Consider the following 19286-nt stretch of genomic DNA (forward strand, 5'->3'; position numbering starts at 1 on the left):
CGACCCTTGACCGCCGACATGGGGGCAGTGTAGACATGCCGCCATCAGATGTTTACGTAAACATAACAGCCCGAGGGCTCCTCCGGACCTTGATGTTTGCGTAAACATCGCGGCGGCGTACGACGCCGGTTCCGAGATGGACGAGCGAGGAACGACATGACAACGCTTCAACCACCCGCGGCCGCGACACGGCCCCCGACCCGACCTCCGGCGAAACGGGACCGCCGTTCCTGGACAGGGTGGGGGTTCATCGGCCCGTTCGCGGTGGTCTTCGCCTTTGTCTTCCTGGCTCCGATCGCTTACTCGCTCTACCTCAGCCTCTTCCGGACCCAGCTCATCGGCGGCACCGCCTTCGTGGGCCTGGACAACTACCAACAGGCCCTGCAGGACCACCAGTTCTGGGACTCCCTGGCACGTGTGTCGCTGTTCCTCCTGGTGCAGGTGCCGATCATGCTGGGCATCGCCCTGCTCGTCGCGCTCGCGCTGGACAGCGGGCGACTGTACGGCAGGGACTTCTTCCGGATCTCGATCTTCCTGCCGTACGCGGTGCCCGCCGTGGTCGCCACCCTCATGTGGGGCTTCATGTACGGCACCCGGTTCGGCCTCGTGAGCGACATCAACGACGCCCTCGGCGTCTCGCTGCCCAACCCGCTCGGGCCCGACCTGATCCTGGCGTCGATCGGCAACATCGTCACCTGGGAGTTCGTCGGCTACAACATGCTGATCTTCTACTCCGCGCTCCGCGTCATCCCGCACTCGTTGTACGAGGCCGCGCAGATCGACGGCGCCGGACAGATCCGCGTCATCACCGCCATCAAGCTCCCGGCGATCCGCGGCGCCCTGGTCATCGCGACGATCTTCTCGATCATCGGCACGTTCCAGCTGTTCAACGAGCCGAGCATCCTGCAGAAGCTGGCGCCCAACTCCATCACCACCGACTACACCCCGAACTACTACACGTATTCGCTGTCCTTCTCGGGCCAGCAGAACAATTACTCCGCGACGGTCGCCATCGTCATGGGCGTGATCACCATGGTCATCGCCTACGTCGTCCAGCTGCGCGGCATGCGCAAGGGAGCGTGAAGCGATGAGCGGCTCTGTCACCACCGTCTCCCGGCCCGCACCTCCTTCGACCGGCTCCTCCGGCGCCGTGCCCCGGCTGCGCAAGCCGCGTCGACACAGCCCGGGGCGCCCGCGGCGCAGTGTGCTGCTGACCGTGCTCACCAGCCTGATCCTGCTCTACTCCCTCGTGCCACTGGTCTGGCTGGTCATCAGCGCCACCAAGACCCAGGAGGGGCTGGCTCATTCGTTCGGGTTGTGGTTCAACGGCGACTTCGCCCTGTGGGACAACATCAAGGAGACGTTCACCTACAACGACGGCGTCTTCTCCCGCTGGCTGCTGAACACCGTGCTGTACGTGGTGCTCGGGGCCGGGGGTGCCACCTTGCTCGCGGTGCTGGGCGGTTACGCACTGGCGAAGTTCACCTTCCCGGGCAAGCGTGCCGTGTTCGCCGTCGTCATCGGTGCCGTCGCGGTGCCGGGCACCGCCCTCGCCGTACCCACCTTCCTGATGTTCAGCAAGATGGGCCTGACCGACACCCCGTGGGCGGTGATCATCCCCTCCCTCATCTCGCCCTTCGGCCTCTACTTGATGTGGGTGTTCGCCACCGAGGCCGTGCCCGCGGAGCTGATGGAGGCCGCCCGCATCGACGGCGCGGGCGAGTTGCGCACCTTCTTCCAGGTCGTCCTGCCGCTGCTGGCGCCCGGCATCGTGACCGTCTCGTTGTTCACGATGGTCGCCACCTGGAACAACTACTTCCTGCCGCTGATCATGCTCAAGGATCCCGACTGGTATCCGCTGACGCTGGGCCTCAACAGCTGGAACGCCCAGGCCGCGACCGCCGGCGGCACCCCCGTCTTCCACCTGGTGATCACCGGCTCACTGATCACGATCCTGCCGCTGATCGCCGCTTTCCTCCTGCTCCAGAAGTACTGGCAGTCCGGGCTCGCCGCCGGAAGCGTCAAGGAGTAACCCCCATCAAGCCCCCGCAACAACCCATCTCTCCCACATTTCTCACCCCTCATCAGGCACGGTTTCGGCCACGACGAAGTGGAAGCACGTCCATGCACATGAACCCTCGCCGCCTGCTGCGCGGCCTCGCCCTGGTCTCCACGCTCGCCCTGGGGGCGACCGCCTGCGGAGGCTCCGACGACAGCGGCTCCAGCTCGAAGCCGGTCTCCGCGAAGGACGTCGACGCGGCCCTGAAGAAGGGCGGCAACCTCACGGTGTGGGCCTGGGAGCCCACGCTCAAGCAGGTCGCCGCCGACTTCGAGAAGGAACACCCCGCGGTCCACGTCAACTTGGTCAACGCGGGCACCGGCAACGACCAGTACAAGGCCCTGCAGAACGCCATATCGGCGAAGAAGGGCGTCCCCGACGTCGCGCAGATCGAGTACTACGCGCTGGGCCAGTACGCCCTGACGAAGGGGCTCGACGACCTGACGCCGTACGGCGCGGACAAGCTCGCGAGCAAGTACTCCCCCGGCCCGCTGAACGCCGTGAAGGCCGGCACCAAGAACACCTACGCCCTGCCCATGGACTCCGGGCCCATGGCGCTGTTCTACAACAAGAAGGTCTTCGACAAGTACAAGATCAAGGTGCCGACCACCTGGGACGAGTACCTGACCGCGGCCCGTGCCCTGCACAAGGCCGACCCCAAGGCCTACATCGCCAATGACACCGGCGACGCGGGCGAGACCACCAGCCTGCTGTGGCAGGCCGGTTCGCGGCCCTACAAGGTCGACGGCACCAAGGTGACGATCAACTTCTCCGACGCGGGCGCCAAGAAGTACACCGCCGTCTGGCAGAAGCTCCTCGACGAGAAGCTGCTCGCGCCCATCTCCGGCTGGACCGACGACTGGTACAAGGGGCTCGGCGACGGCACCATCGCGACCCTCGCCACCGGCGCCTGGATGCCCGCCAACTTCGCCACCGGCGTGAAGGGCGCGTCCGGCGACTGGCGCGCGGCTCCGCTGCCCGCGTGGACCGCGGGCGACAAGGCCAGCGCGGAGAACGGCGGCAGCTCCCTCGCGCTGCCCACGCTGGGCAAGAACAAGGAACTCGCCTACGCCTTCGCCGAGTACGCGAACGCCGGCAAGGGCGTGCAGACCCGCCTCAAGGCGGGCTCCTTCCCGGCGACCACCGCGGACCTCCAGTCCAGCACCTTCCAGAACACCGAGTTCCCGTACTTCGGCGGGCAGAAGGCCAACAAGATCTTCGCCGATTCGGCCGCGAACGTCGCCTCGGACTGGTCGTACCTGCCCTACCAGGTCTACGCCAACTCGATCTTCAACGACACCGTCGGCAAGGCCTACGTCTCCGGAACCAAGCTGACCGCCGCTCTGACGTCCTGGCAGGACGCCTCGGTCAAGTACGGGAACGAGCAGGGCTTCACCGTCCAGAAGTAACCGCCTGAAAGCTGCCGCTGCGGAGCGAGCGCTCAGCGGCAGCCGCCGGGAAACACCTACGTACCTCGCGCCGCCCGTGCAGCACACCGGAAGGACCACCATGATCTCCACCCTCCTGTCCCAGTTGCAGCACGGGCCGGACGGTGACCCCACCCCACGCCTCGTGTACGGCGCCGACTACAACCCCGAGCAGTGGCCGCGCGAGGTGTGGGAGGAAGACGTACGGCTGATGCGCGAGGCCGGCGTCACCATCGTCTCCGTGGGGATATTCTCCTGGGCCCGCATCCAACCGGCCGAGAACGAGTGGGACTTCAGCTGGCTCGACGAGGTCATGGACCTGTTGCACGCGGGCGGTATCGGGGTCGACCTGGCCACCGCGACCGCCTCCCCGCCGCCCTGGCTCAGCACGGCGCACCCGGAGATCCTCCCGGTGACCGCCTCCGGTGAGACGCTGTGGCCAGGGGGGCGGCAGCACTGGCGTCCCGCCTCTCCCGTCTTCCGCGACCACGCACTGCGCCTGGTGCGGACGATGGCCGAGCGGTACGCGAACCATCCCGCCCTGGTGGCCTGGCACATCTCCAACGAGCTGGGCTGCCACAACATCTACGACTACTCCGACGACGCGGCCCGCGCCTTCCGTGACTGGCTGCGCGCCCGCTACTCCACTCTCGACGGCCTCAACCATGCCTGGGGCACCGCGTTCTGGTCCCAGCGGTTCAGCGACTGGGAGCAGATCCTGCCGCCCCGCCTGGCCGCCTCCTACCCGAACCCCACGCAGCAGCTGGACTTCAAGCGCTTCTCCTCCGACGCGCTGAAGGAGTATCTGCGCGCGGAGCGGGACCTGCTGCGCGAGATCACGCCCGGTGTTCCTGTCACCACGAACTTCATGGTGATGGGCGGCACCAAGGGGATGAACTACGCCGACTGGGCCGACGAGATCGACTTCGTCTCCAACGACCACTACGTCATGCCCGGCCCGCAGGACCGGGACGAGCTGTCCTTCTCCGCCAACCTCGTCAGCGGGATCGCGGGCGGGCATCCGTGGTTCCTCATGGAGCACTCCACCAGTGCCGTGAACTGGCAGCCCGTCAACCTGGCCAAGCGGCCCGGCGACCTGGCCCGTGACTCGCTGCTGCACGTCGCGCACGGCGCCGACGCCGTGTGCTTCTTCCAGTGGCGCCAGTCGGCGGCCGGCGCCGAGAAGTACCACTCGGCGATGGTGCCGCACGCCGGGCCCGACAGCGAGGTGTTCCGCGCGGTGGCCGATCTCGGCCACACCCTCCGGACGCTCGCTCCGGTGGCCGGAACCGAGCGCGAGCCCGCCCGGGTCGGCATCGTCTTCGACTGGGAGTCGTGGTGGGCGAGCGAACAGGACTCCCACCCGACCTCCCACCTCGACTACCGCCAAGAGGCGCTCGACTGGTACTCCGCCCTCCTCGCCCTCGGCGTGCGCGCCGACATCGTCACCACCCGGACCGACCTCGACCGGTACGAGCTGCTGATCGCCCCCGTGCTGCACATGGTGTCCGCGGCGCTGTCCAAGGAGCTCACGCGGTACGTCGAGCACGGCGGCCACCTGGTCACCACGTACTTCTCCGGTGTCGTGGACGAGAACGACCACATCTGGCTGGGCGGGTACCCCGGAGCACTGCGCGATCTGCTCGGCATCCGCATCGAGGAGTTCGGACCGCTGCTCGACGGCGACACGGTCGAGCTGGAAACCGGGCCGGAAGGCGCCGCCACGGGCACTCTGTGGACCGACCGGATCACCGTCACCGACCCGGATATGGAGGTGCTGTCCCACTACCGTGACGGCGCGTACGCCGGCCGCCCTGCCGTCACCCGCCGCACGGTGGGCCGGGGTTCGGCCGCGTACGTCTCCACCCGGCTCGGCGTGGACGGCCTCACCGGCCTGCTGCCGCGGCTGCTCGTCCCCGCCGGTGTCCGCAGTGAACTGCCCGACGGCGCACGGGGCAGCGTCGAGCTGATCGTGCGCCGCGGCGCCGACAGCCGCTATCTGTTCCTGGTCAACCGCACGGACGAGACGGTGCCGTTGACCGGACTCTCCGGGGAACTCCTGATCGGCCGGGCGGATGCCGACGGCACCCTCGTACTGCCGCCCCGGGACGTCGCCGTACTGCGACAGCCCGCCCTCTGACACCCCGTGATCGATCGATCCGAGGGGCACACCGTCGTGTCCTGCGCCCGCAGGGCACGACGATCCACCGCAGCGACCACAGACGAGGTGCGCGACGGCGCCCCCGTCCTGGAGTCGGACAGCGGCCGGCGTGACAAGGCCACCCAGTGGATCATGTCGACGACCGGCGACGGCACCTGGACCCTCGTCAGCGCCGCCACCGGCCGTCTCCTCGAAGTGGGCGGCCAGGCCACCGCCGACGGATCCGCCGTCACGATGTGGACCCCGAACTCCGGATCCAACCACCGGTGGAAGATCTCCGACGTGACCGAGCAGACCGGTTCATAGCCCTTCCGGCGACTCGCCTCTGCGCCCCCACAGCACCGGGGGCGCAGAGGCATCCGCTGTCTTCAGGCGCTCCAGGTCCAGTCGGCCACCTCGGGCAGGTCGGTGCCGTGTTCGCGGATCCAGGCGTGGTGCCGGGTGCGGACGTCGGCCATCTGCTGGCGTACGGCGGCGGCGCGGACGCCGAGGCCGGGGACACGGTCGATGACGTCCATGACCAGGCGGTAACGGTCCAGGTCGTTGCGCACAACCATGTCGAAGGGGGTCGTGGTGGTGCCCATCTCCCGGTAGCCGCGGACATGCAGGTCGGCATGGCCGGTGCGGCCGTAGGCGAGCCGGTGAATCAGCCAGGGATAGCCGTGATAGGCGAAGACGACCGGCTTGTCGGAGGTGAACAGTCCGTCGTACTCGAAGTCGGTCATCCCGTGCGGGTGTACCTCTCGCGACAGCAGCCGAGTCATGTCCACGACGTTCACCACACGGACGCCGACCTCGGGCAGATGGCGGCGCAGCAGATCGGACGCGGCCAGGACTTCCTGGGTGGGGACGTCGCCGGCGCAGGCGAGGACGACGTCCGGTTCCCGGTCTCCGTCCGTGGACCCCGCCCAGTCCCAGATTCCGGCGCCCCGGGCACAGTGCACGCGGGCCTGGTCCATGGAGAGCCAGTCGAAGCAGGGCTGTTTGCCGGCGACCACGACATTCACGTAGTCGCGGCTGCGCAGGACGTGATCCGCCACCGACAGCAGCGTGTTGGCGTCGGGCGGAAGATAGACCCGTACGACTTCCGGGCTCTTGTTGAGGACGTGGTCCACGAAGCCGGGGTCCTGGTGGGAGAAGCCGTTGTGGTCCTGGCGCCACACATGCGAGGTGAGAAGGTAGTTGAGCGAGGCGATCGGGGCGCGCCAGGCCAACTTCCGTGATGTGCTGAGCCACTTGATGTGCTGGTTGACCATCGAGTCGACGATGTGCACGAAGGCTTCGTAGCAGGAGAACAGCCCGTGCCGGCCGGTGAGCAGATAGCCCTCCAGCCAGCCCTGGCAGAGGTGTTCGGAGAGGATCTCCATGACCCGGCCGTGGCGGTCCAGGTGTTCGTCCACCGGAAGGGTCTGCGCCTGCCAGGCCTTGCCGCTGGCTCCGAAGACCGCGTCCAGACGGTTGGAGGCGGTCTCGTCAGGGCCCACCAGCCGGAAGTCGCGGCGGTCGGCCGTGTCCCTCATGACCTGCTCGAGGAGATTGCCGAGGACCCGGGTGGGCTCATGCAGCGTGGCCCCCGGCTTGTCGACGGGCACGGCGAAGCGGTCGAGCGACGGGATCGGCAGGTCACGGACGAGCAGGCCGCCGTTGGCGTGCGGGGTGGCGCCGAGTCGCCTGGAGCCGTCGGGAACGCAGGCGAGGACGTCGGCGACGGGCCGCCCCTCGGCGTCGAACAGCTCCTCGGGACGGTACGAGCGCAGCCAGGCCTCCAACTGCCGTAGGCGATCCGGGTTTTCACGGACACCGGCCAGCGGGACTTGGTGGGCGCGCCACGTGCCCTCCACGGGTACCCCGTCGACCTCCGCGGGCCCGGTCCAGCCCTTCGGCGTCCGCAGCACGATCACGGGCCAGTGCACCCGCTCGGTCACGCCGCCCTCGCGAGCCGTGGCCTGCATGAGCGCGATGCGATCCAGCGCCTGGTCGAAGGCGGCGGCCATGGCACGGTGGACCTGGTGCGGGTCGGCGCCGGTGACGTGGATCGGCTCGTGGCCGTATCCCCGCAGCAGCTCGTCGAGTTCGTGCTCGGGCAGACGGGCGAGCACGGTCGGGTTGGCGATCTTGTAGCCGTTGAGGTGCAGGATCGGCAACACGGCGCCGTCGTGCACCGGGTCGAGGAACTTGTTGGAGTGCCAGGACGCGGCCAGTGGTCCGGTCTCCGCCTCACCGTCGCCGATCACGCAGGCCACCAGCAGGTCCGGATTGTCGAAGGCCGCGCCATAGGCGTGCGCCAGCGAGTAGCCCAGCTCACCGCCCTCGTGGATCGAGCCGGGCGTCTCGGGGGCGACATGGCTGGGGACGCCGCCCGGGAAGGAGAACTGCCGGAAGAGCCTCGCCATGCCCGCCGCGTCCCGGGTCACGTCCGGGTAGGTCACGCTGTAGCTGCCCTCCAGCCAGGAGTTGGCGAGGACGGCGGGCCCGCCGTGGCCGGGGCCCCACACGCACAGCGCGTCAAGACCGCGCGCCTTGATGACGCGGTTGAGATGGGTGTGGACGAGGTTGAGGCCCGGTGAGGTGCCCCAGTGGCCGAGCAGCCGCGGTTTGATGTGCGCGGGTGTGAGGAGCTCGGTAAGGAGCGGATTGGCCAGCAGGTAGATCTGGCCCACGGCAAGGTAGTTGGCGGCCCGCCAGTGGGCGTCCAGGGTGCGCAGTTCCTCATCGGTCAGTACGGTGCTGTCCTGGTGTTCGACCTTGGGCATGGTCACTCCGTAAGTCGTAGAGGTACGTCATCGAGGTACGGCGTCGAGCGGAGCAGACGGCGTGGCCGGCGGCACGAGCAAAGGGAGTCTCCGAGCATCCAAGACCCCGGGCATCCAAGACCCCGGGCGCCCGAGACCCCGGGGTCACGCGGACCGTGCCGTGAACCGTCCCGGGCGGCGGGCCTCGCCGGTGTCGGGCTCATGCGCCCGACCGCGTGATCCGGATCTCTGCGCTCCGCTCATGCGGCACGCCCCTGAGTCGGTCACGGCGTTCACACCAGCTGCGGTACGACGGCGACCGGGCAGGCCGCGTGGTGCAGCACGGCGTGCGCGACCCGGCCCAGCCCGAAATGGCCGTGGCGACGCTCGGCCCCGACGACGAGCAGGTCGGCGGTGACCGAGGCGTCGAGCAGGGCTTTGCGGGTGGAGCCCTCGACGGTGCGCCGGTGCGCCTCCACGGACGGATGGTCGGCCGCAGCGGCGCGCAGCGCGGCATCGAGGGTGTCCGCGACCCCCTGCTCGTGGAGATCAGCGCAGTCCCCGGCCGGCCGCGGGCCGCCGGTGGCCTCGTGCGCAGGGCGGCGCGAGGACCCTACAGCCTCCAGAGTGACCTGCCGTTTCTCCGCCTCCTGGAAGGCGAAGCGCACGGCCGCGGAGTTCTGCGGCTCCTCGCCGACTCCCAGCACGATGCGTTGCCGTGTTCCGGACTTCGCCTGGTTGTCGTGGCTGCCGCGCAGCACGATCACCGGGCAGTGGGCGCGGGCGGCGACGGTGAGGCCGACCGAGCCGAGCAGCAGTTCGGCGATGGCGCTGCGGCCGCGGGCGCCGAGGATCAGTGCGGTGGCGTTGTGGCTCTCGCGCAGCAGTGCGGAGACCGGCTCTTCGGGCAGCAGATCGGTGGAGACCTTCACCTCCACGTCGCGACGGTGTGCCCGCCGAGCGGCTGCGTCGACGATGTCCTCGGCCATCACCTGTTCCGAGGGGCGGTCCGGTCCCTGAGCGAGCGAGGTGCCCTCGTAGCGCTCCCAGAGCGAGGCGTACACCAGCCGGAGCGGCAGTCCGTGCAGGCCGGCCTCGTCCGTCGCCCAGTCCACGGCACGCAGGCTCGACTCGGAACCGTCGACGCCCACGACCAGAGGCAGCTCCATGATCCTCACCTTCCGTCGGGGAACGGGTAGACGCTCCGCGCCTCGAGCGGGCCGTGCGAGACGTCCTGGAAGGATTCGTCGACCGAGGCCAGGGGGCGGGACAGGGAGATCACCCGGGTGTGCCCCGCCGCGTGCGGCAGGAACACCTCGTCGGGGTTCTGCCGGATGCCCACGCCGGAGTCGATCACGCCGTGGCACAACCCCGGGGCCGCGACACGAACGCGGAGCTGGCCCGCGCCGGGCACCGGATCGCGGGACTCCTCGATCACCAGGGACTTTCCGAAGGCCGGTACGACGGCTGCCTGCATGTTCTGTCTCTCCTCGGGACGAATCAGTGGTGCGGGACGACAGCCGCGGGGGCCGCGGCATGGTGGAGTACGGCGCGGGGCATGGTCTCCACCTCCTGAAATCGGGGCATCCGATTCCAGCGTCGTGTCCAGGGTGTTCGCGCTGGAGGGGCCAGAGGTACTCGGCGGGGGCCGATCGGCCCTATGACCGGCCGCCGCGGCGGCAACGTGCAAAGCCGCCTCGGCCGGGGGATCCGGCCGTCCGCGCGGGCGCGCGGCACGACGTACGGCCGCTGACGCTGGACGAGGCATGCGCTTGCCGAAACCGGCGTGTGGTGCCGGATGGACCGGGTGTGGGGCCAGGCGCCGCGTGGTTCCGGTCGAGGCACTGGCACACAATGGAATCGGCAGGTTCGTACATCCGTCCGGGAGGCCGGTCATGAACGCTCCCCCCACCGCCGGCATGCTGCGGGCACTGCCCGCCGAGTACAGACAGCGACTGATGCATATCGCCCTCGAGGTGTCGTTCCCCGAGGGAATCCGCCTCTTCCACGAGGGCGGACGCGCCGACCGGTTCTGGATCATCCGCTCCGGCACGATCGCTCTCGACATGCGCGTGCCCGGCCGCCGGGCGGCCGTCATCGAGACCCTAGGACCCGACGAACTCGTCGGCTGGTCCTGGCTGTTCGCGCCGCACTGCTGGCATCTGGGCGCCGAGACGACTGCCCCGGTGCGCGCGTACGAGTTCGATGCCATGGCCGTACGGGCGCTCTGCCACGACGACCCCGCGCTGGGCCTCGCGGTCGCCGAGTGGGTGGGCGGCATCGTCGCCCGCCGTCTGCGCTCGGCCCGCACCCGGCTCCTGGACCTGTATGCCCCGTACGGCAGCGGCAGTCCCCGATGATCGAACAGTGAAGCGACGCGACGACCGAGGAGCCACCCGCACGGCACCCCGCAGACCTGACGCGGGAGGTTCCTCCGAGACGACGCGGACATCGCGGAGGCATTCCGCGCGGCGGTCGTGCCGTACCTCCGCCCTGGTGGAGGGTCCCGGCGCGGCCCGGCGGCCCCCCCCGGCCTGGCCGGATACCGCCCTTCACAAATCGATGACTGTCGCTGCAGGTGACCACGGCTCCCTGAGCGCCGATACTGCCGGGAGTGGACTACTCGACTCCCTCACGTGCACAGCACCAGATCCATGACAACCCGTCAGGAAAGCGGTGACGCGTCGGCGACAACCCCGCCGAAACCCCCTCCCGGCCGCCGCGGACCATCGAGATCAACAACCGGCCGTACGTGCGCTGACCAGGAGAGATACCGGTCAGAGGCTAAGCTGAAAATCTCACCAGGAGGTTCCCATGAAGATGCTCATCAACGTGGCGGAGACGGTGGTCGCGGACGCGCTGCGGGGTATGGCGGCGGCGCATCCGGAGCTGACGGTGGATGTCGAGAACCGGGTGATCGTACGGCGGGACGCCCCGTTGGCCGGAAAGGTGGGCCTCGTCTCCGGCGGCGGCTCGGGGCATGAGCCGCTGCACGGCGGATTCGTGGGTCCTGGAATGCTGTCGGCGGCTTGTCCCGGAGAGGTGTTCACCTCTCCGGTGCCGGACCAGATGGTGCGTGCGGCGGCCGCCGTGGACAGCGGTGCGGGCGTGCTGTTCATCGTGAAGAACTACACGGGCGACGTGCTCAACTTCGACATGGCGGCCGAACTCGCCGAGGACGAGGGCATCCAGATCGCGAAAGTCCTGGTCAATGACGACGTGGCCGTCACCGACAGCCTCTACACGGCGGGGCGGCGCGGCACCGGCGCGACGTTGTTCGTGGAGAAGATCGCGGGTGCCGCCGCCGAGGAGGGCGTGCCGCTGGAGCGGGTCCAGGCGCTGGCCCGGCAGGTCAACGAGAACTCCCGGAGTTTCGGCGTCGCACTCAGTGCCTGCACCACTCCGGCCAAGGGCAGCCCGACCTTCGACCTGCCGCCCGGGGAGCTGGAACTGGGCGTCGGTATCCATGGCGAGCCGGGCCGCGAGCGGCGGGCGATGATGACCTCGAGCGAGATCGCCGACTTCTCTGTGCACGCGATCCTGGAGGACATGAACCCGCGCAACCCGGTGCTGCTGCTGGTCAACGGCATGGGCGCGACTCCGCTCCTGGAGCTGTACGGCTACAACGCGGAGGTGCAGCGGGTGCTGGGCGAGCGCGGAGTCCCCGTGGCGCGCACGCTCGTCGGTAACTACGTCACCTCGCTGGACATGGCCGGCGCCTCGGTGACGTTGTGCCAGGTGGACGAGGAGCTGCTGCGGCTGTGGGACGCTCCGGTGAAGACGCCGGGCCTGCGCTGGGGCGCGTGAACCCGGTCAACAGGCGGCCGGCCACCGCCGATCGGCAACCGGCCGAAGCTCGTAACGCCCAGTCAACGCTGCTCCCCGCCTTCAACGCTCTTCCCTACCGTCAACGCTCCCCCCGCCACCCACGCTCGCTCCACACAGTGACCGCTCGCAGCAGGCAACCACGCAAGGAGATTCCGTGCTCGACGCCGATTTCTTCCGCCGTTGGATGACGGCTACCGCCGCGTCCGTGGATCGCGAGGCGGAACGGCTCACCGCCCTGGACTCACCGATCGGCGACGCCGACCACGGCAGCAATCTGCAGCGCGGCTTCACCGCCGTGGTGGCCACGCTCGAGAAGGAGGCGCCGGACACGCCCGGCGCCGTCCTGATGCTCGCCGGGCGGCAGCTGGTCTCCACGGTCGGCGGTGCGTCGGGACCCTTGTACGGCACCCTGCTGCGCCGGACCGGCAAGGCGCTCGGGGATACCGCCGAGGTCACCGAGGAACAGTTCACGGACGCGCTGCGCACGGGCATCGACGCGGTGATGGCGCTGGGCGGAGCCGCGCCCGGCGACAAGACCATGATCGACGCGCTGGTGCCCGCGGTCGACGCGCTCGCCGACTCGTTCGGCGCGGCGCAGGCCGCCGCCGAGGAGGGCGCTGTCGCGACGATCCCGCTGCAGGCCCGCAAGGGCCGGGCGAGCTATCTGGGCGCGCGCAGCATCGGGCACCAGGATCCCGGTGCCACGTCCTCGGCTCTCCTGATCGCGGCGCTCGTGGAGGCGGCCGGTGAGTGACTCCACGGACAAGCTCGTGGGGATCGTCCTGGTCTCTCACAGTGCCGCCGTCGCCGCCTCCGTGGCCGAGCTGGCGACGGGCCTCGCCGGCGGCGGCACGACCGCTCCGGTCGCTCCGGCGGGCGGCACCGTGGACGGCGGTCTCGGCACGAGCGCGGAGCTGATCGCCGCCGCGGCCGCGTCCGCGGACCGTGGCGTCGGAATCGCCGTCCTCGCCGACCTGGGCAGTGCGGTGCTCACCGTGAAGGCGCTGCTCGCCGAGGGCGGCGAACTCCCCGACAACACCCGTCTGGTGGACGCGCCCTTCATCGAGGGTGCGGTGGCCGCGGTCGTCACCGCTTCGGCGGGCGCGGACCTCGCCGCCGTCGAGGCGGCGGCCGTGGAGGCCTACACGTACCGGAAGGCGTGAGCCCCGCGAGCACGGGTCCCGGGCCTGATCAGGAAAGTCCTTCGGCCGCGACGGCGAGGGCCGAGCGAATGGTCGCCACCAGCTCGGCCTGTGCCGTCTCGGCGTCGGGTTCCTCCTCGTCGGTGCGCCACGCATAGTGCTCGACCGCCGTACGCAGGGCCGGTAGTGCCCCTTCGAGACGGGGACACAGCCGCGCGGACGGTGTGCACGGGCGCTCCGGCGGGCGCCGTGCGGCCGAGGGCCCGAGCCGTAGTCGGCTCGGGCCACTCGACCGCTCTCGCCGGCGCGGGATCAGCGACGACAGCGGTCCGCGCCGTGGACGTGAACTCCCCTGAGACAAGGGCGAGTTCACGTCACGTCAGGAATCAGCATACGTACCCCCGCGACGGTCCGGCCAACAGCCGCCCATCCTCTTGATGCGACCGCGCCAGCCGTGTCTTATAGGTACAGACCAATCCCGTCGAGGGAAGGCAGGCCCGTGCGACGCGTTCCCCTTGCTCTGCTCCGCGGCTTCATGTGCGGGTCACTGCTCCTCCTGGCGTCCTGCGGGTGGGGTGCGCACCAGGACGGCCAGGGCGAACGACTCCCCTCGGCGCCGATGGGCGTCACCGCCGCGGCGGGCAGTGCGACCAGCGTGCACGTCATGTGGAACCTGGCTTCCGAGGATCCCGAGGTCACCCGCTACGAGGTGTATCGCGGCACCACAAAGGTCAAAGAAGTGCTCGGCGCGGAGCACATGGTGGACGTCACCCGACTCCAACCGTCCACCACATACGTCTTCACGGTCCGGGCCCGGAACGCCGCCGGGAACTCCGGGCCGCCCAGCAAGCAGGTGCGCGCCACCACCCCGGCGGCGGCCGCGGCCGATCAGACGGCGCCCACCCGCCCCGGCCGACCGCACGGCAAGGCGGTCGGGAGCCGGGCGGCCCAGCTGTCCTGGGAGAAGTCGACGGACGACCGCGGCGTGGCCTCGTACGACATCTATCAGGGCACTTCGAAGATCCACAGCGTCGGCGGCGCGCAGACGGCGACGGTGGTCACCGGGCTGCGGCCCGGCACCCACTACTCCTTCACCGTGCGGGCGCGGGACGCGGCGGACAACCTCTCGCCGAGGAGCGACCCCGTCCGGCTCACCACCGCGCCGGGGTCGGACGACGGCCGGGGCACGGCACCGACCGGCTTTCGCGCGACGACCCACCGCGCGGCCGGGGCGTACTACCTCGATCTGTCGTGGGACGCACCGGAGGTGGACGGAGTGATCACGGAGTACCAGATCCATCTCGACGGGCGTCCGGTGACCTCGCTCGTGTGGGGCGGCAGCCCGCCGCGCGGGAAGTCCACGTACAGCTTCTACGTGGGCCGGGATGCCGGGGTCGGGCACCGGGTGCGGATCAGGGCGAAGCTGCCGGACGGCACATGGGGCGGATTCTCGGCGGAGCGCACGGTGGCTACGGGAAGCCGGCCATAGCCACGGCCTAGAGTTGGTCGCATGTCCCATAGGGAAATCAATGCTGCCGCACCCCTCGATCTCTCCCTGCTGCGCACGTTCCTCACGGTGCACCGGTCCGGCTCCTTCACGGCGGCCGCGCGGCTGCTGAGCCTTTCCCAGCCGACGGTGACGACCCAGATGCGGTCGCTGGAGGAGCAGTTGGGCCGGGAGCTGTTCGAGCGGGGGCCGCGGGGCGTGGTGGCGACGTCGGTGGCGGACGAGCTGGCCGCGCAGGTCGCGGCGCCGCTCGACGCGCTCGCGGCGGTCGCGGACCGCGGCGGCTTCGGCGCCGACCAGCCGCCGGACCCGGTCCATGTGGCGGGTCCGGCCGAACTGCTGTGCGCGAAGGCGCTGCCCGCGCTTGCGCCGCTGACGGAACAGGGCGTGCGGCTGCGGATCAGCACCGGGCTGACCGACGACCTCCTGGAGGGACTGCGCGGCGGCCGCTTCGATCTGGTGATCGCCACGACCCGGCCGCGCGGGCGCGCCCTGACATCCGTGCCGCTGATGGACGAGGAGTTCGTGCTCGTCGCCTCCCGGGCGTGGGCCGAGCGCATCGGCCCGGAGCGAGTGGCTGCCGAGGGGGCCGCCGCCCTGCACGGGGCGCCCCTGGTGACGTACGCCGAGGATCTGCCCATCGCCCGCCGCTACTGGCGGCATGTCTTCGGCGTACGGCTGACCGGGCAGGCCGCGATCACGATGCCCGATCTGCGCGGCGTCCTCGCGGCGGTCGCCGCCGGCGCCGGGATCACGGTGCTCCCCCGGTATCTGTGCCTGGACGAGCTGGCCTCCGGCGCCTTGGTGCCCCTGCTGTCGCCCGAGGATCCGCCGATCAACACCGGGTATCTCACCCAGCGGCCCGGCGCCTCGGACAACCCCCATGTGGCACTCGTCCGGGAGCGACTGCTGCAGGCGGGCCGCTCGTGGTGACCGACGGTCCACTGCCGTGACAAACGCTCGACAGTCGGCCGGACGAAGGAATTCATCACCTGCCCGGTCCCCCTCCGGGTGCGGACCGGGCCGGTGGCGCATTGGCTCTCCCTGAGGCAGCACGGGCCTTTCCAATCCTCGGCGGCGCATGGGAAGTACCGCCAACCGTGCCGCTGGAGGGCAGTCCAAATGCGAACTACTCAGATACTTCTCCGCTCCGGCCTGACCGTGGCCGCCGCCGCTGCGCTGCCGCTCACCCTGGCCGCTCCGTCGGCCGTCGCGTACGGTTCCGGAATCTCCGTGAGCACCACCGGCACCAACGTCTCGGTCACCACCAGTGCGTGCCCGAGCAACGGCAGCAGCTTCGGCAACGCCGCCCTGCTCACCAGTGGACAGGCGAACTTCTCCCAAGGGCGCCAAGCGTCGTTGACGGGGACGAGCAGCAGTCAGTCCGCGAACTGGTCCGGCGTGAGCCCCGGCACCTATACGGTCATCGTGGTCTGCGCGAACGGAACGACGGCGGGCACCCAGTCCATCATCGTCTCGTCCCCTACGACCCCCAAGACCCCCAAAGCCCCCACGATCTCCTCGACGGCCTCGCCGTCGCGCGGAGTCATGGGCGGTTTCGGCGGAGCCGTCCGGGACTACGGCACGCTCACCCTGGTGGGCGGCGGCGCACTGGTCGGCGCCGGCATCGTGGCGGCGGCCTGGTACCTGCGCCGCCGGGCCAAGCCCAACCGGCTCTGATTCAAGGGACCGTCACACCGGCAGCCGTCCACCCGACTCCGGTCGGAGGGACGGCCGCCGGTGCGGGTGACCACTACTTGGGCGCGGGCCCGGGCGGCCGCTCGAACTCCTCAAGCGCGTGGGTCAGCCACTGGGTCCAGAAGGTCTCCAGGTCGATTCCGGCGCGCAGCACGAGGTGCCGCAGGCGGTCCTGTGGGGTGTCCTTGTCCGGCGGGAAGTCGCGTTCCTGGATCTCCTCGTACTCCGCCAACTGCCGCTGGTGCAGAGCGAGATGACGGCGCAGGTCGGCCTCGACGCCCGCGGTGCCGACGACGGCCGAGGCGCGCAGCCGCAGCAGCATCGTGTCGCGCAGCGGCTTCGGATCCTGGGAGGCCGCGGTCCAGCGGGCGAGTTCGGCGCGGCCCGCGGGCAGGACCTCATAGCTCTTCTTCTGTCCCCGGGCCGGCTGCTCGGACGGCAGGGCGCGAATGTAGCCCTCGGCCTCCAGTTTTCCCAGCTCGCGATAGATCTGCTGATGCGTCGCCGACCAGAAGTAGCCGATCGACTTGTCGAACCGCCGGGTCAGTTCGAGGCCCGACGACGGCTTCTCGAGCAGGGCGGTGAGGATCGCGTGCGGGAGTGACATGGGGTCATCCTAGGGAGGGCCGCCCCGGGGACCGGGCGCCCGGCCGCGGCCCGCCGGACGCCGCCACGGCCTTCCCGCCTCTCCGTCCCTAGAACGCCGCCGCCAGCTCCGTGCCCTGCTTGATGGCACGCTTGGCGTCCAACTCGGCGGCCACGTCCGCGCCGCCGATGAGGTGCACGCTGCGCCCCGCGGCGAGCAACTCCTCGTACAGGTCGCGGCGCGGCTCCTGTCCGGTGCACAGCACGATCGTGTCGACCTCCAGGACCTGGCTGTGCCCCTCGACGGTGACGTGCAGTCCGGCGTCGTCGATCCGGTCGTACTGGACGCCCGGGACCATGGTGACGCCCCGGTGCTTGAGCTCGGTGCGGTGGATCCAGCCGGTGGTCTTGCCCAGTCCGGCGCCGACCTTGGAGGTCTTGCGCTGCAGAAGGTGGACGGTGCGCGGGGGCGCGGGCCGTTCCGGCGCGGCGAGACCGCCCGGGGCCCGGTAGTCCATGTCGACGCCCCAGTTGCGGAAGTACGTCGCCGGGTCCTCGCTCGCCTTGTCGCCGCTGTCGGTCAGGAACTCGGCGACATCGAAGCCGATGCCGCCGGCGCCGAGGATCGCGACGCGGTCGCCGACGGGAGCGCCGTCGCGCAGCACGTCGAGGTAGCCCAGGACGCTGGGGTGGTCGACGCCGGGAATCTCGGGGGTGCGGGGGCTGACGCCCGTCGCGACGACGACCTCGTCGTAGCCGTCCAGTCCGTCCGCGGCGACGAGGGTGTTCAACCGGACGTCCACGCCGTGCAGTTCGAGCTGCGTACGGAAGTAGCGGATCGTCTCGTCGAACTCCTGCTTGCCGGGGACCTTGCGGGCGACGTTGAGCTGGCCGCCGATCTGGGGGGCGGCGTCGTAGAGGGTGACGTCGTGGCCGCGCTCGGCCGCGTTGACCGCACAGGCGAGCCCGGCGGGACCGGCGCCGACGACGGCAACGCGCCTGCGCAGCCGGGTCGGCGAGAGGACGAGCTCGGTCTCGTGGCAGGCGCGCGGGTTGACCAGGCAGGAGGTGATCTTGCCGCTGAAGGTGTGGTCGAGACAGGCCTGGTTGCAGCCGATGCAGGTGTTGATGGCCTCGGGGCGACCGGCTTCCGCCTTGGCGACGAAGTCGGGGTCGGCGAGCATCGGGCGGGCCAGCGACACCATGTCGGCGCAACCGTCCGCGAGCAACTGCTCCGCCAGTTCGGGGGTGTTGATGCGGTTGGTCGTCACGAGCGGGACGGAGACGGCGCCCATGACCTTCTTGGTCACCCAGGCGTACGCGCCGCGCGGCACCGAGGTCGCGATGGTGGGGATACGGGCCTCGTGCCAGCCGATGCCGGTGTTGATGATGGTCGCACCGGCGGCCTCGACGGCCTTGGCGAGCGTGACGACCTCGTCGAGGGAGGAGCCGCCCGGCACCAGGTCGAGCATCGACAGGCGGTAGATGATGATGAAGTCCTCGCCGACCGCCTCGCGTACGCGCCGGACGATCTCGACGGGGAAGCGCATGCGGTTCTCGTACGAGCCGCCCCAGCGGTCCTCGCGCCGGTTCGTCTGGGCCGCGATGAACTCGTTGATCAGATAGCCCTCGGAGCCCATGATCTCCACGCCGTCGTACCCGGCCCGCCGGGCGAGGCGGGCGGCGCGCGCGTAGTCGTCGATGGTCTGCTCGACCTCGGCGTCGCTGAGCGCGTGCGGCGGGAAGGGGCTGATCGGTGCCTGCAGAGCGCTCGGGGCGACCAGGTCCTGGTGGTAGGCGTACCGCCCGAAGTGCAGGATCTGCATCGCGATCTTGCCGCCCTCGCGGTGCACCGCGGCGGTGATCCCGGCGTGCTGCTCGGCCTCCGCCTCGGTGGTCAGCTTGGCGCCGCCCTCGTACGGCCGTCCCGCCTCGTTGGGCGCGATGCCGCCGGTGACGATGAGGCCGACGCCGCCGCGCGCCCGGGTGGCGTAGAACTCCGCCATCCGCTCGAAGCCGCGCTCGGCTTCCTCCAGGCCCACGTGCATGGAGCCCATGAGCACGCGGTTGGGCAGCGTGGTGAAGCCCAGGTCGAGCGGGTTCAGCAGGTGCGGGTAACGGCTCATCGGGCCCTCCGTGCGCGGTGT

Annotated in this window: 16 protein-coding genes and 1 pseudogene; 12 read left to right on the forward strand and 5 right to left on the reverse strand. The window is 70.1% G+C overall.

Going from position 1 to position 19286, the window contains the following annotated elements; all coding sequences use genetic code 11:
• Positions 1 to 156: 156 nt before the first annotated feature.
• The 5 genes and pseudogenes from OG390_RS05435 to OG390_RS05455 all read left to right on the forward strand — a co-directional run.
• Positions 157 to 1083: a carbohydrate ABC transporter permease gene (locus OG390_RS05435; protein WP_406165417.1), complete on the forward strand. Its 927-nt coding sequence runs from the start codon at positions 157 to 159 to the stop codon at positions 1081 to 1083.
• A gap of 4 nt (positions 1084 to 1087) precedes the next feature.
• The gene (locus OG390_RS05440; protein ID WP_406165418.1) at positions 1088 to 2032 is read left to right on the forward strand and encodes a carbohydrate ABC transporter permease; all 945 of its coding nucleotides are present in this window, start codon (positions 1088 to 1090) and stop codon (positions 2030 to 2032) included.
• A 92-nt stretch (positions 2033 to 2124) separates the two neighbouring features.
• Positions 2125 to 3468: an ABC transporter substrate-binding protein gene (locus OG390_RS05445; RefSeq protein ID WP_406165420.1), complete on the forward strand. Its 1344-nt coding sequence runs from the start codon at positions 2125 to 2127 to the stop codon at positions 3466 to 3468.
• A gap of 100 nt (positions 3469 to 3568) precedes the next feature.
• The gene (locus tag OG390_RS05450; RefSeq protein WP_406165422.1) at positions 3569 to 5626 is read left to right on the forward strand and encodes a beta-galactosidase; all 2058 of its coding nucleotides are present in this window, start codon (positions 3569 to 3571) and stop codon (positions 5624 to 5626) included.
• An 87-nt stretch (positions 5627 to 5713) separates the two neighbouring features.
• Positions 5714 to 5953, forward strand: a pseudogene (locus tag OG390_RS05455) (RICIN domain-containing protein); the annotation flags it as partial.
• Positions 5954 to 6015: 62 nt separating this feature from the next.
• Here OG390_RS05455 and OG390_RS05460 read toward each other — a convergent pair.
• The 3 genes from OG390_RS05460 to OG390_RS05470 form a co-directional block, all read right to left on the reverse strand.
• The gene (locus OG390_RS05460; protein WP_406165423.1) at positions 6016 to 8400 is read right to left on the reverse strand and encodes a phosphoketolase; all 2385 of its coding nucleotides are present in this window, start codon (positions 8398 to 8400) and stop codon (positions 6016 to 6018) included.
• A gap of 272 nt (positions 8401 to 8672) precedes the next feature.
• Positions 8673 to 9548 (reverse strand): universal stress protein, encoded by an 876-nt coding sequence (locus OG390_RS05465; protein ID WP_406165425.1) that lies wholly within the window; start codon positions 9546 to 9548, stop codon positions 8673 to 8675.
• Positions 9549 to 9553: 5 nt separating this feature from the next.
• Entirely contained in the window at positions 9554 to 9856 is a 303-nt protein-coding gene (locus OG390_RS05470; protein ID WP_406165427.1) for a hypothetical protein, read from the reverse strand.
• Between the two features lie 418 nt (positions 9857 to 10274).
• Here OG390_RS05470 and OG390_RS05475 point away from each other — a divergent pair, with 418 nt between their 5' ends.
• The 7 genes from OG390_RS05475 (at position 10275) to OG390_RS05505 (ending at position 16536) form a co-directional block, all read left to right on the forward strand.
• Positions 10275 to 10739 (forward strand): cyclic nucleotide-binding domain-containing protein, encoded by a 465-nt coding sequence (locus OG390_RS05475; RefSeq protein ID WP_406165429.1) that lies wholly within the window; start codon positions 10275 to 10277, stop codon positions 10737 to 10739.
• A gap of 454 nt (positions 10740 to 11193) precedes the next feature.
• Positions 11194 to 12186: a dihydroxyacetone kinase subunit DhaK gene (dhaK, locus tag OG390_RS05480; RefSeq protein WP_406165430.1), complete on the forward strand. Its 993-nt coding sequence runs from the start codon at positions 11194 to 11196 to the stop codon at positions 12184 to 12186.
• Between the two features lie 175 nt (positions 12187 to 12361).
• Positions 12362 to 12961 carry a dihydroxyacetone kinase subunit DhaL gene (dhaL, locus tag OG390_RS05485; protein ID WP_406165432.1) on the forward strand — a complete coding sequence of 200 codons (600 nt, stop codon included), beginning with the start codon at positions 12362 to 12364 and terminating at the stop codon, positions 12959 to 12961.
• Complete coding sequence (locus tag OG390_RS05490) at positions 12954 to 13370, forward strand: PTS-dependent dihydroxyacetone kinase phosphotransferase subunit DhaM (protein WP_406165434.1); 417 nt, start codon at positions 12954 to 12956, stop codon at positions 13368 to 13370. The genes dhaL and OG390_RS05490 overlap by 8 nt, the downstream gene beginning before the upstream one ends.
• Before the next feature lie 478 nt (positions 13371 to 13848).
• A complete protein-coding gene (locus OG390_RS05495) occupies positions 13849 to 14838 on the forward strand; it encodes a fibronectin type III domain-containing protein (protein WP_406165436.1) in 990 nt (329 codons plus the stop codon).
• A 21-nt stretch (positions 14839 to 14859) separates the two neighbouring features.
• Positions 14860 to 15789: a LysR family transcriptional regulator gene (locus OG390_RS05500; protein ID WP_406165438.1), complete on the forward strand. Its 930-nt coding sequence runs from the start codon at positions 14860 to 14862 to the stop codon at positions 15787 to 15789.
• 189 nt (positions 15790 to 15978) lie between these two features.
• Positions 15979 to 16536: a hypothetical protein gene (locus tag OG390_RS05505; RefSeq protein ID WP_406165440.1), complete on the forward strand. Its 558-nt coding sequence runs from the start codon at positions 15979 to 15981 to the stop codon at positions 16534 to 16536.
• A 73-nt stretch (positions 16537 to 16609) separates the two neighbouring features.
• On the opposite strand, the gene OG390_RS05510 is transcribed toward OG390_RS05505, so the two are convergent.
• Both OG390_RS05510 and OG390_RS05515 read right to left on the reverse strand, forming a co-directional pair.
• The gene (locus OG390_RS05510) at positions 16610 to 17161 is read right to left on the reverse strand and encodes a PadR family transcriptional regulator (protein WP_399089600.1); all 552 of its coding nucleotides are present in this window, start codon (positions 17159 to 17161) and stop codon (positions 16610 to 16612) included.
• An 88-nt stretch (positions 17162 to 17249) separates the two neighbouring features.
• Entirely contained in the window at positions 17250 to 19265 is a 2016-nt protein-coding gene (locus OG390_RS05515) for an FAD-dependent oxidoreductase (RefSeq protein ID WP_406165441.1), read from the reverse strand.
• Positions 19266 to 19286: the final 21 nt, after the last annotated feature.

This window comes from Streptomyces sp. NBC_00996 (assembly GCF_045162675.1).
Taxonomy (GTDB): Bacteria; Actinomycetota; Actinomycetes; order Streptomycetales; family Streptomycetaceae; genus Streptomyces.

Bases quoted from the DNA above. Each gene is read 5' to 3' on its own strand.
- OG390_RS05515 (WP_406165441.1), bottom strand. From the start codon at position 19,265: ATGAGCCGTTACCCGCACCTGCTGAACCCGCTCGACCTGGGCTTCACC.
- OG390_RS05450 (WP_406165422.1), top strand. From the start codon at position 3,569: ATGATCTCCACCCTCCTGTCCCAGTTGCAGCACGGGCCGGACGGTGAC.
- OG390_RS05465 (WP_406165425.1), bottom strand. From the start codon at position 9,548: ATGGAGCTGCCTCTGGTCGTGGGCGTCGACGGTTCCGAGTCGAGCCTG.
- OG390_RS05500 (WP_406165438.1), top strand. From the start codon at position 14,860: ATGTCCCATAGGGAAATCAATGCTGCCGCACCCCTCGATCTCTCCCTG.
- OG390_RS05460 (WP_406165423.1), bottom strand. From the start codon at position 8,400: ATGCCCAAGGTCGAACACCAGGACAGCACCGTACTGACCGATGAGGAA.
- OG390_RS05470 (WP_406165427.1), bottom strand. From the start codon at position 9,856: ATGCAGGCAGCCGTCGTACCGGCCTTCGGAAAGTCCCTGGTGATCGAG.
- OG390_RS05505 (WP_406165440.1), top strand. From the start codon at position 15,979: ATGCGAACTACTCAGATACTTCTCCGCTCCGGCCTGACCGTGGCCGCC.
- dhaK (WP_406165430.1), top strand. From the start codon at position 11,194: ATGAAGATGCTCATCAACGTGGCGGAGACGGTGGTCGCGGACGCGCTG.
- OG390_RS05440 (WP_406165418.1), top strand. From the start codon at position 1,088: ATGAGCGGCTCTGTCACCACCGTCTCCCGGCCCGCACCTCCTTCGACC.
- OG390_RS05435 (WP_406165417.1), top strand. From the start codon at position 157: ATGACAACGCTTCAACCACCCGCGGCCGCGACACGGCCCCCGACCCGA.
- OG390_RS05445 (WP_406165420.1), top strand. From the start codon at position 2,125: ATGCACATGAACCCTCGCCGCCTGCTGCGCGGCCTCGCCCTGGTCTCC.
- OG390_RS05510 (WP_399089600.1), bottom strand. From the start codon at position 17,161: ATGTCACTCCCGCACGCGATCCTCACCGCCCTGCTCGAGAAGCCGTCG.
- OG390_RS05475 (WP_406165429.1), top strand. From the start codon at position 10,275: ATGAACGCTCCCCCCACCGCCGGCATGCTGCGGGCACTGCCCGCCGAG.